Below are 10,900 nucleotides of genomic sequence, written 5' to 3'. Positions count from 1 at the left end.
TGGAGAAAAAAGAAGTCAGGTTTAATCTACGGCACAGCATCAAAGTGCTAAGGGTGCTCCCAAACTGACTGACTTCTTTGCAATGGAGATAGCTAATCATCCATCGCTGAGAGATACAAGGGTGCTTGGTAAGCCTGCGAACCGCACCGCTGATGACCGGTTATCTGTGGTGAGACGTGCCACCTACAACAACGCCATTACCATGTGGTCAGTGGGCTATAAGCGTTGCCGGTCTATGGTGGCGAGATCTTTCACATCCTCCATGTCAGCTTATGTGCTTTTTCCTTTTCGCTGCTTATAAGCAAGGAACGCTGTGTAATCCAAGTGCGATAGATCGATATCATAATCAAGCTGGTCAATTTCAGATTTTAAACGCTCTAGCGATACCTGATTGCGCCCATACTTTGCGGTTTGTTGGTTAAGTTCATGGCCGACGATGCGAGAAATCAAGGCGACTTCAACCCCAATAGAGTCTGTCATTGCGCCAATGAATGTGTGCCTAAAAGTATGTAGGTTTTTCAGCTTGGGATGGTCAATGCCGCACTCTTCACGGTAAGACTTCATTTTGCCATTACCGTTAAACCAGTCGCTGGCTTTCTTCGCCCACTTATTTTTATCGCTGTAATACAGGCCTTCAAATAGCTGGTTTGACTCTCCTGCTTCTCGTTTCCGTTTTGCTACAAAGTCGAGAAAGCCGAGGGCAATCAGGGTTTGATGAAGAGGCACTTTGCGTCTTGATGAACTGTTCTTCACAGCTTGAACTTTGTTGCCAGCTTCATCAAATTCATTCTTGATATGGATATAGTGAATGGGCGCAGGGGTGTCATCCGAATGGTGCTTGTTTTTTTGGATCTCCTGTTTAATATCGCCCACCTGTAGCTGACAGATTTCATTTAAACGTGCACCGGTGTACATCAAGACGGGAATGAGCCAGAAATGGTAATCAAACAGGTTTCTGGAACGGTTAAGCGCGACCTGTGTATAAGGATAGCCCGCATAGAGTTTTCGCAGATCCTCTTCGCTATAGACCTTATCTTCATCTGACTTACCTTCGGTCTTGAAAGCGATGTCGAGATCCTCGCCAATGTCTTCTGGATTGTACTTTTTGCGCTTGGCGTATTTGGCCAGTTGCTTAAACCGGTCAAGTAGTTTCTTCGCTCGTGAGGGGTGAATGGTCGGGGCGTTGTCGGGGTCTTTTGCCCGGCCGTCCTTGAGGGCTAACAGTTTATCCCTTAGCTCTTCGGCGTCATCAAATGTCAGGGTGTAAAAGTTGGTGTCTGGCCCTAGCAGTTCGACACTCGTTTCCAGCATTTGAATGTGTTCTTTCTGTGTTTGGGCGTTGGCTTTGAGGTTGGTACGCACTTTATTTTTGATGTAGGCATCGAAAACAAAGCGAACCGAATATTCAATGTCCTGATTATCCGGTCCCTTTCCACTGCCACCGCCGAATCGCTGAAGTATTTTGGTTGCTTGTTCGAGTTCTAAGTCCGGATTACCGGGGTGATTAATGGTGACAGGGTTACCATTGACCTCAATAACAATCTCATTGCTTGGGGCTACGTGGCGGCGTTTTTCGTTATAAGTTGTCACAGTGACTGAGTGCTCGCGCTCCTTTTTCTCCGTCTCTGATTCTGACGGTGATGCCGCGGCCTCAATGTCGGGGAGAATGAGGTGAGATAGCTCGTCTGACATACCCTTGTCCTTAAGGTGATACTTGAGAATGAGTTCTTTGAATTTCAGCGTTACAAACTGCGTAATGTTGCTCGTCGGACTAGTTAAGCGGTCACGGCATAAACTGTCAAGTAGACGAGGGAACTGGTATCGCAAGAGGCAGGAGAGCGAGGTTGCGTCTTGTTTATCGGCCGTTCTGAGTGATAGCCGAATATCGCGAGAGCTTAAGGCGAATGTTGTGAGAATGGATTTTGGGACCGTCAGGCGAATGTAATACATACCGGACGGACGACGGAAAAGATGTGCTGTGTGTGCAGACATAAAAAAAGCCTCGAGTGGCACACGGATTCGTCCATTGTGCCACTCGAAGCTCCAATAAGTCTAAATTTTGTTAAAAAACAAAGACTTATAATAAATTGGTGGAGGTGGCGGGTTTCGAACCCGCGTCCGCCAATCCTCTGCCTCTAGATCTACATGTTTAGACACTTCTACTAAGTTAACCCAGCACGGCCCGAAGGTCAGGGCGTTTAGGGCGAGCCTCTTTAGTTTTAACCCTTCGTCTTGAGACAAAGCTTCCGGGCGATTCTATCTCGAATGACACTGCAAAATCCTCTAGTTATAGACACCTGAAGGAGCAGCGCAAGCAGACTTAAGCTGCTAGAGCGTAGTTATCGTCGTTTGCAACTATAACTGTGTAGTAATTGATTTACGTGATTCACTACACTCACGACATGCACCAAAGGGTTCGCAATCGGCGTCGAAGCCAAGTCACCCCCATAGTATTTCCGACCACACAATATCTTAAGAGTTCTATTGCAGCAACATCGTTAGATAATTATGTAAGACGGGCCGGCATTATAGCCGGTTTACAGCAAGAGTATAGCTTTACCGCAATAAAGCGTTATTTAGCCGCCAAAACACGTTGTTTTTGACGGTTCCAGTCACGCTCTTTTTCAGTATCCCGTTTGTCGTGCTGTTTCTTACCCTTAGCAAGCGCAATTTCACATTTCACTCGGTCGTTCTTCCAATAAAGGGCGAGCGCGACACAGGTAAAACCTTTAGCTTGCACGGCTCCGATGAGGCGATCAATTTCACGCCGATGTAGGAGCAGCTTACGCTGTCGGGTTGGTTCAGCCACAACATGGGCTGCTGCGGTTTTCAGTGGTGTAAAATGGGCGCCAACGAGCCACGCTTCGCCGTTATGCAGAACTACATAAGAGTCTACAAGTTGGCCGCGTCCTTCGCGGAGGCTTTTTACTTCCCATCCGGTGAGAGACAGTCCTGCTTCGAACTTAGTATCAATTGCATACTCGTGTCGAGCTTTCTTGTTCTGGCAGATGGTATTGCCACTGGGTTTTGCTTTCTTCTTTGCCATGGAGCGGGATTATATAGAGCGTTACAGTTCAAGGAAAGAGAATTGAGTGACAAGATGCTGGCTTCGTTGGGTGAGGGCGCTAAAAAGGGCTTTTTGCGGGGTGCCTGGGGTGAGTCATTGAATTAAGTGGCCAAAATATGGACAATGCCGTGCTGTTACGCGTAAACATCTATTATTTGAAATATCCGTCTACTTTAAGAGATTTACATGAAAGATCGTCAAAATATTCATGGTTCATGGGCTAGTCGTTGGGTTTTTATTATGGCAGCGACCGGTTCGGCTGTTGGCCTAGGTAATATCTGGAAGTTCCCCTATATCGCGGGACAAAATGGTGGCGGTGCATTCGTGTTGGTGTATCTGGTCTGCATTTTGGCGGTCGGTGTGCCGATTATGATGGCTGAGGTGCTGGTTGGGCGCCGTGGTCGTCAAAGCCCGATTAATTCGATGCGCGAGGTGGCGATTGAGGCTGATCATTCGCCGAAGTGGGCGTTGGTGGGATGGATTGGTGCGTTGGCCGGCTTTTTGATCTTCTCATTTTATTCGGTCGTGGCCGGCTGGGTGTTAGCCTACGTGGCGGCCATGGCGAATGGTGAGTTTCTTGAGGTCGGTAGTGAGCAAGCCGGTAAAGTCTTTAATGACTTGCTGGCAGACCCACAGGCGTTATTAATCTGGCATACGGTATTTGTGGTGCTGGTTATGTGGATCTTGCTCGGAGGCGTTAATAAGGGGCTTGAGCGGGCCACTAAAATTATGATGCCGGCGCTGTTTGTGCTGCTGCTGTTGCTGTTGGGTTATTCCATGTCGTCGGGGGCTTTTGGCCAAGGGCTGGACTTCCTGTTTCACTTTGATCCGTCGGCGTTATCTTGGCATGCGGTGCTGGTGGCGTTAGGGCACTCGTTCTTTACCCTGTCGCTGGGGATGGGGTCGATCATGGCATATGGTTCATATATGCCAAAGAATGCTTCAATTGGCGGTACGGTGTTAACTATTGCGGCGTTAGATACCGTGGTGGCGCTGGTCGCGGGTATGGCGATCTTCCCGATTGTGTTTGCTAATTCGTTAGATCCCGGTGCAGGCCCTGGTTTGATGTTTATCACCCTGCCGGTGGCTTTTGGTCATATGCCGGGTGGTCAGGTCTTTGGTTTCCTCTTCTTTGTTCTGGTTGCGTTAGCGGCTTGGACATCGGCGATATCGCTGATGGAACCGGGGGTTGCTTGGATGGTGGAGCGATTAGGCCTGAAACGCGGCCCGGTGTGTATCATGCTGGGTTTTGTGGTGTGGTTGATGGGCATCGCAGCGTTAAGCTCATTTAACTTCGGTAGCGGCGTCTCAATCTTTGGTATGAATATCTTTGATTTCTTAGATTTTATTACCGCCAATATATTCTTGCCATTAGGTGGCTTGTTTATCGCGTTATTTGCCGGTTGGGTTGTGACTCAACGGATTACCCGAGATGAGTTGGCGATGACGACCCCTGGGGTCTATGTAGCCTGGTCTGTTATGATCCGTTATATCGCGCCGATTGCGGTGGCGGTGATCTTTATTTTCAATCTGATCGATAAATTAGGCTCATAACATGACACAGGTAGATCGTAGTGCGCTGGTGCTTCATACGGCTGAGCAGATGTTTGACCTAGTGAATGATGTTGAACGTTATCCCGAGTTCCTGCCTTGGTGCTCGGGCAGTACCTTGATTGAATCAACCGACACGACGATGCAAGCAACTCTGCGGGTGGCGAAGGCCGGGCTTAAGTACAGCTTTACCACTCGTAATGAGATGGAGCGGCCTAAGGTCATCCGCATTGCATTGGTTGAGGGGCCGTTCTCAAGTCTGACCGGTGAGTGGACGTTTAAAGCGCTGAGTGATGAAGCCTGCAAGGTGAGCCTGAGCATGCAGTTTGATTTTTCCGGTCGATTGACTAATTTGGCGATGAGTAAGGTCTTCAATCAGATGGCGGTGACGATGGTCGATGCCTTTGTGAGTCGGGCCGATCAGATTTACGGCTAAGCCGCTAGATTAAACGTAAAGGGTGGTAGACATGATAAATGTTGAAGTCGCATACGCGCTTCCGGATCAGCAAAAAATTCTCTCGCTTGAGGTCGATGAGGGATGTACTGCTTATGATGCGGTGGTGCAGTCTAGAATTACAGATGTTTTTCCGCAGATCGATATAGAGCACGATCCTATGGGGATTTTCGGTAAAGCGATTGCGAATCCGAAGACGTATATTCTCAAGCCGGAACAGCGGGTGGAGATCTATCGTCCCCTCATTGCTGATCCGAAAGAGGTGCGCGCACGCCGAGCCGCTAAAGCAAAAGCCGAGCGAGAGGCGCAGGGCTAAAGGCTAAATAACGCCAACAGCGATGATTCAGTGTTGGCGTTATGGGTTCGAGATCGGGGGTTATTATTGCTGCTGTGCGCCGCCGGGACGAAAGTCTCCAGCCATACCGGAAAGCTTACCCTCGTCATCGAAAAGCACGGTCAGCGTTTGCTGAGTGATGACGCCGGTTTCACCGGACTGGTTACGGTAGATGTAATCCCAACGATTTTTGTTGAAACTATCGGTGACCAGCGGAGTGCCGAGTACGTAACGTACTTGGTTTTGAGTCATTCCCGGACGCAGAGTGTCGACCATTTCTTGGGTGACCACATTGCCTTGTGGAACGTCGATCTTGTAAACACCGGGGAATTCAGAGCAACCGGATAGTAAAATAGCAGCGATAACGCTAATAAGAACTTTTTGCATTAGTAAATGACTTCCACTTTCGCGTATAAAATCAGATAATTGAGGTTGCAAGTCTAACATTCGTTTAGATAAACATCATAGAGAAAGATTATGGGACTTGAAAATCAGGAATTACGTAACGCAGGATTGAAGGTTACCCTGCCGCGGGTAAAAATTTATCAGATTCTTGAGAAAGCTGGTGAAGGTGACCATTTCAGTGCGGAGGATATTTATAAACTTCTGCTGGAACAGAACGAAGATGTTGGGCTGGCCACCGTTTATCGCGTTCTCACTCAATTTGAAACGGCAGGGTTGGTTTCCCGTCATCATTTTGAAGGGGGTCATTCCGTGTTTGAGCTGACTCAGGATGAGCAGCATGACCATATCGTCTGTGTTAAATGCGGTAAGGTGCGGGAGTTTAGTGATCGCGGCTTAAAAGCCCGTCAGGATGAGATCGCTCGTGAACTAGGCTTTAAAATAACGGATCACACACTTTATCTATATGGTGAGTGTGCCGATGGTTGTAAACCGAAGTAATCTATAAAAGCAAAAATAAAAAAACCTATAAAAAAACCGGCCATGCCGGTTTTTTTGGTTTTGCACGCTACTTACTCTGTGTACTGAATATTAGGTTATTTCTTAGGCGGTCTCTAAGCCCAACATTTCCCGTGCATGATCTCGCGAGGTTTCGGTAACATCGATGCCGCCGAGCATGCGGGCCACTTCGCCTACACGCTGATCCATCGTCAGGCGATCAATATGGGTGATAGTTTTGTTTTTCACGGTTTGCTTACTAACAAATAGGTGTTGATGCCCCTGTGAAGCCACCTGAGGTTGGTGAGTAACCACTAATATTTGGTTGTTTTCACCGAGTTGTCTCAGTAATCGACCCACGACCTCGGCAATGGCGCCGCCGATACCCACATCTACTTCGTCGAAGATCAGCGTTGGCGTACTAGACGATTGAGCCGTAATGACTTGAATCGCTAGCGATATCCGCGATAGTTCACCGCCAGAGGCGATCTTGTTCAGTGGGCGAGGGGGTTGGCCTACGTTAGTGGTAATCAGAAACTCTACTTCTTCAAGGCCGTGAGCGTTGAGTTGATCTTTAGCATAGGGTGTTAGCGCCAAGCTTAACTCGGCTGCGGTCATGCCTAGGCTGTGTAGTTGTTTATTGACCTCTTTCTTGAGGCTTAATGCCGCTTTGTGACGGGCTTTGCTCAGTTGTTTAGCGCTATCGAGAAACGCTTGGCGAGCCTGTTCGGTTTCTTGATGTAATGCTTCCAGTGCCTGATCTGACATACTCAAGCTTTCCAGCTCTTGCTGAATATCTTGCTGGAATTGCGGCAGCTGTTCTGGCTGAATACGGTGCTTGCGGGCTAGATCAAAGATGGTGCTAAGCCGTTCTTCGACGTTCGCCTGGCGTGTCGGGTTCAATTCGACCCGATCCATATAGTGGCTGATCTCTTGGGATGCCTCCTCTATTTGAATCTGGGCGCTATTCAGCATCTCGATGGTTTGCGTCACCGAAGGGGATGAGCCCTTCATTTTGCCGAGCAGGTTTTGGCATTGATTGAGCAAACTTAGACAGCTGACCTCTTCGCCGTCACTGGTGAGCAGGAGTATTTGTTGACCTGATTGAAGGATATCTTCCGCATTCGCAAGACGGGTTTGCTCCTCAACGAGTTTTTCGTACTCCCCTTCGCTCAAGGCAACCTGCTCCAGCTCTTCAGCTTGATAGCTTAATAGCTGTAGGCGAGCGGTTTGCTCTTCATTCTGCGCCGACAACTGATGCAGTCGGTGATTGAGGCTGTGCCAGTGACGGAATCGCTGACGGGTTTTGCTGGCAAGCTCAGCCTTACCGGAATAAGCATCGAGTAGGTGGCGGTGGTGATCTTTTTTGAGCAGACGTTGATGCTCGTGCTGACCATGGATTTCGATCAGGTGTTCGCCCAGCTCTCGCACTTTATTAATCGGGCAGGCGCTGCCGTTAATATAACTACGTGAACGCCCTTCGCTGGTGATGACGCGGCGTAAGATGCACTCACTGTCATCGAGCTCTTGGTTTTTGAGCCACTCTTTAGCGGAGGGGATGTCGGAGATATCAAAGTTGGCGGTTATCTCGGCCCGTTCAGCGCCTTTGCGTACCGATCCCATATCGGCTCGATCACCCAAGGTTAGGCCTAGGGCGTCGAGCATAATGGATTTGCCGGCCCCTGTTTCGCCGCTGACAACGGTCATCCCGTTTTCCAGCTCTAGATCCAGTTGTTCGACGATAGCGTAGTTGCGAATATTAAGTTGAGTGAGCATGGCCTCAAGCCTGTGTTTTTATACAGTAGTTAATATATAAGCCAATAATTACTCTAGCGCAATCAATAACTGTCGGTTTGCTAAAAAAATCTAAAAATAACCACTTGAATCCTGTTGGCTTAGCCCCATATAAAAGCACAACAGATTATTCACATATCAGATGGTTGGAGAAAGTGATGGCAGGCGAAGATAAGACTCAGGTTGAAGATCAGCAGCCGGATACAGCAACTGACGCGGTTGATGAAACCATGGCCGCTGACGACACCGTTGAGCCGGTCACTGAAGGTGCTACAGCAGAAGTTGATGTGAACGCACTGCAACGTCAGTTGGCGCAGGCTCAGGATCAAATTGCTGAGTTAAAAGAGCAGGAGCTGCGGACGCTTGCAGAGATGCAAAATGTGCGTCGTCGGGCTGAGATGGATGTTGAGAAAGCGCATAAATTTGCGTTGGATAAGTTTGCCAATGAATTGCTGCCGGTTGTCGACAGCTTGGAGCGGGCAATCGAAGCGTCCAATAGTGATGATGAAGCGGTAGTCGCTCTGCGCGAAGGTGTTGAGATGACGCTGAATATGTTCATCACCGGTTTGGGCAAGTTTAAAGTAGAACAACATAATCCTGTTGGCGAACCGTTCAGTGCAGAACTGCACCAGGCGATGTCGATGGTGCCAAGCCCCGATGTGCCGGCTAACCATGTCATGGCGGTGATGCAGAAAGGCTATACCTTGAATGGCCGCTTGATTCGTCCAGCGATGGTGATTGTTTCTAAAGGTGCAGAATAAATCAGCCCTTGAAACTGATAAAAATGCACCAATATAGCTAGTCAAGAAAAAAGAATTTCGCCCGCTAGATCGGGCACAGAATGATTGGAGTGATTGAGATGGGTAGAATTATTGGTATTGACCTGGGTACTACAAACTCATGCGTCGCAGTATTGGACGGTGATAAGCCACGGGTTATCGAAAACGCAGAGGGTGAACGCACCACCCCGTCTATCATCGCTTATGCGGATGATGGTGAAATCTTGGTAGGTCAGCCGGCTAAACGTCAGGCAGTGACTAACCCAAACAATACGCTGTATGCGATCAAACGTTTGATCGGCCGTCGTTTTAAAGATGACGTTGTACAGAAAGATATTAAAATGGTGCCATACAAAATTATCGAAGCTGACAACGGCGATGCCTGGGTTCAGGTAAACGATAAGAAAATGGCTGCACCACAGGTATCTGCAGAAATTCTGAAGAAGATGAAGAAAACTGCTGAAGATTACCTTGGTGAAGAAGTTACCGAAGCGGTTATCACCGTACCGGCTTACTTCAATGACTCTCAGCGTCAGGCAACGAAAGATGCCGGTAAGATTGCGGGTCTGAATGTTAAACGTATCATCAACGAACCAACCGCTGCTGCACTGGCTTACGGTATGGACAAATCTAAAGGCGATAAAACAATCGCTGTATACGACTTGGGTGGTGGTACATTCGATATCTCTATTATCGAAATTGCTGAAGTTGATGGCGAGCATCAGTTTGAAGTGTTGGCGACTAACGGTGACACTTTCTTGGGTGGTGAAGATTTCGACTCACGCCTGATCGAATATTTGGCAGCTGAATTTAAGAAAGAGTCTGGTATCGATCTGTACAGTGATCCACTGGCACTGCAGCGTCTGAAAGAGGGTGCTGAAAAAGCGAAAGTTGAGCTGTCTTCTGCACAGAGCACTGACGTTAACCTGCCTTACATCACTGCGGATGCAACCGGTCCTAAGCACCTGAACGTTAAGATTAGCCGTGCGAAAATGGAATCACTGGTTGAAGCACTGGTTGATCGTTCTCTTGAGCCTTGCCGTATGGCACTGAAAGATGCTGACCTGTCTGCTGCTGATATCGATGAAGTGATTTTGGTCGGTGGTCAAACCCGTATGCCTCTGGTACAGAAGAAAGTAACAGAGTTCTTCGGTAAAGAAGCACGTAAAGATGTTAACCCTGATGAAGCGGTTGCGATTGGTGCATCTATTCAGGCTGCGGTACTGGCTGGTGATGTTAAAGACGTTCTCTTGCTGGATGTTACCCCACTGAGCTTGGGTATCGAAACTATGGGTGGCGTTGCAACTCCGGTTATCGAGAAGAACACTACGATCCCTACTAAGAAGTCTCAGGTGTTCTCTACTGCTGAAGACAACCAGTCTGCTGTAACTATCCACGTTGTACAGGGTGAGCGTAAGCAAGCATCTGCCAACAAATCACTGGGTCGTTTTGACCTGGCTGATATTCCGCCAGCACCACGCGGTATGCCGCAGGTTGAAGTAACCTTCGATATCGATGCTAACGGTATTCTGAACGTGTCTGCGAAAGATAAAGCGACCGGTAAAGAACAGTCTATTGTTATCAAAGCCTCTTCTGGTTTGAGCGATGATGAAGTTGAAAAAATGATTCGTGATGCTGAAGCAAATGCTGAAGCGGATAAGAAGTTTGAAGAGATCAGCCAAGCCCGTAACCAGGGTGATGCGATGATTCACTCCGCTAAGAAAACCTTAGAAGATGCTGGTGATAAGGCAACTGAAGAGGAAAAAACAGCAATCAACGGTGCGATCGAAGCTCTGGAAGGCGTGCTGAAAGAAGACGATAAAGAAGTTATCGAAACTAAAACAGCTGCACTGACTGAAGCAGTCTCTGCTCTGGCTCAGAAAATGTATGCTGAAGCGGCTCAACAGTCTGAAGGTCAAGAGGGCGAACAAGCCCAAGCTGAACCTGCTGATGATGCTGTAGATGCTGAGTTTGAAGAAGTTAAAGACGACGACAAAAAGTAAGTCGGATTTAATCTATTA

Annotated in this window: 10 protein-coding genes and 1 other RNA gene; 6 read left to right on the top strand and 5 right to left on the bottom strand. The window is 48.2% G+C overall.

What is annotated here, in order from left to right:
- Window positions 1-270: 270 nt before the first annotated feature.
- The 3 genes from EH243_RS05370 to smpB form a co-directional block, all read right to left on the bottom strand.
- Window positions 271-1,992 carry a site-specific integrase gene (locus EH243_RS05370; RefSeq protein WP_126157609.1) on the bottom strand — a complete coding sequence of 574 codons (1,722 nt, stop codon included), beginning with the start codon at window positions 1,990-1,992 and terminating at the stop codon, window positions 271-273.
- A 96-nt stretch (window positions 1,993-2,088) separates the two neighbouring features.
- Window positions 2,089-2,447: a transfer-messenger RNA gene (gene ssrA / locus EH243_RS05365) on the bottom strand.
- Window positions 2,448-2,572: 125 nt separating this feature from the next.
- The gene (gene smpB, locus EH243_RS05360; RefSeq protein WP_126157608.1) at window positions 2,573-3,046 is read right to left on the bottom strand and encodes an SsrA-binding protein SmpB; all 474 of its coding nucleotides are present in this window, start codon (window positions 3,044-3,046) and stop codon (window positions 2,573-2,575) included.
- Between the two features lie 207 nt (window positions 3,047-3,253).
- On the opposite strand from smpB, the gene EH243_RS05355 reads away from it, so the two are divergent.
- From EH243_RS05355 to EH243_RS05345, 3 genes are read left to right on the top strand one after another with little or no spacing between them, the layout of a single operon-like run.
- Complete coding sequence (locus EH243_RS05355) at window positions 3,254-4,621, top strand: sodium-dependent transporter (protein ID WP_126157607.1); 1,368 nt, start codon at window positions 3,254-3,256, stop codon at window positions 4,619-4,621.
- A gap of 1 nt (window position 4,622) precedes the next feature.
- On the top strand, window positions 4,623-5,054 hold the full coding sequence (locus EH243_RS05350; RefSeq protein WP_126157606.1) for a type II toxin-antitoxin system RatA family toxin: 432 nt from the start codon (window positions 4,623-4,625) through the stop codon (window positions 5,052-5,054).
- A 31-nt stretch (window positions 5,055-5,085) separates the two neighbouring features.
- Complete coding sequence (locus EH243_RS05345) at window positions 5,086-5,388, top strand: RnfH family protein (RefSeq protein ID WP_126157605.1); 303 nt, start codon at window positions 5,086-5,088, stop codon at window positions 5,386-5,388.
- 63 nt (window positions 5,389-5,451) lie between these two features.
- Here EH243_RS05345 and EH243_RS05340 read toward each other — a convergent pair whose 3' ends face one another.
- On the bottom strand, window positions 5,452-5,793 hold the full coding sequence (locus EH243_RS05340) for an outer membrane protein assembly factor BamE (protein ID WP_126157604.1): 342 nt from the start codon (window positions 5,791-5,793) through the stop codon (window positions 5,452-5,454).
- A 90-nt stretch (window positions 5,794-5,883) separates the two neighbouring features.
- Between EH243_RS05340 and fur the strand changes: the two genes are divergently transcribed.
- Window positions 5,884-6,309, top strand: a complete 426-nt coding sequence (gene fur, locus EH243_RS05335; protein ID WP_126157603.1) for a ferric iron uptake transcriptional regulator — start codon at window positions 5,884-5,886, stop codon at window positions 6,307-6,309.
- A gap of 102 nt (window positions 6,310-6,411) precedes the next feature.
- On the opposite strand, the gene recN is transcribed toward fur, so the two are convergent.
- Entirely contained in the window at window positions 6,412-8,082 is a 1,671-nt protein-coding gene (gene recN / locus EH243_RS05330) for a DNA repair protein RecN (RefSeq protein WP_126157602.1), read from the bottom strand.
- Between the two features lie 176 nt (window positions 8,083-8,258).
- Between recN and grpE the strand changes: the two genes are divergently transcribed.
- A complete protein-coding gene (gene grpE / locus EH243_RS05325) occupies window positions 8,259-8,861 on the top strand; it encodes a nucleotide exchange factor GrpE (protein WP_126157601.1) in 603 nt (200 codons plus the stop codon).
- A gap of 98 nt (window positions 8,862-8,959) precedes the next feature.
- A complete protein-coding gene (dnaK, locus tag EH243_RS05320; protein WP_126157600.1) occupies window positions 8,960-10,882 on the top strand; it encodes a molecular chaperone DnaK in 1,923 nt (640 codons plus the stop codon).
- Window positions 10,883-10,900 lie beyond the last annotated feature (18 nt).

The sequence above is a fragment of the Amphritea opalescens genome (genome assembly GCF_003957515.1).
Taxonomy (GTDB): Bacteria; Pseudomonadota; Gammaproteobacteria; order Pseudomonadales; family Balneatricaceae; genus Amphritea; species Amphritea opalescens.
The sequence above is the reverse complement of the archived record's forward strand: the minus strand, read 5'-3'. Positions and strand labels throughout refer to the sequence as shown.

What these genes read in the sequence shown, in the direction of transcription:
- EH243_RS05370 (WP_126157609.1), bottom strand. Translation starts at nt 1,992, where the DNA reads ATGTCTGCACACACAGCACATCTTTTCCGTCGTCCGTCCGGTATGTAT.
- smpB (WP_126157608.1), bottom strand. Translation starts at nt 3,046, where the DNA reads ATGGCAAAGAAGAAAGCAAAACCCAGTGGCAATACCATCTGCCAGAAC.
- EH243_RS05355 (WP_126157607.1), top strand. Translation starts at nt 3,254, where the DNA reads ATGAAAGATCGTCAAAATATTCATGGTTCATGGGCTAGTCGTTGGGTT.
- EH243_RS05350 (WP_126157606.1), top strand. Translation starts at nt 4,623, where the DNA reads ATGACACAGGTAGATCGTAGTGCGCTGGTGCTTCATACGGCTGAGCAG.
- EH243_RS05345 (WP_126157605.1), top strand. Translation starts at nt 5,086, where the DNA reads ATGATAAATGTTGAAGTCGCATACGCGCTTCCGGATCAGCAAAAAATT.
- EH243_RS05340 (WP_126157604.1), bottom strand. Translation starts at nt 5,793, where the DNA reads ATGCAAAAAGTTCTTATTAGCGTTATCGCTGCTATTTTACTATCCGGT.
- fur (WP_126157603.1), top strand. Translation starts at nt 5,884, where the DNA reads ATGGGACTTGAAAATCAGGAATTACGTAACGCAGGATTGAAGGTTACC.
- recN (WP_126157602.1), bottom strand. Translation starts at nt 8,082, where the DNA reads ATGCTCACTCAACTTAATATTCGCAACTACGCTATCGTCGAACAACTG.
- grpE (WP_126157601.1), top strand. Translation starts at nt 8,259, where the DNA reads ATGGCAGGCGAAGATAAGACTCAGGTTGAAGATCAGCAGCCGGATACA.
- dnaK (WP_126157600.1), top strand. Translation starts at nt 8,960, where the DNA reads ATGGGTAGAATTATTGGTATTGACCTGGGTACTACAAACTCATGCGTC.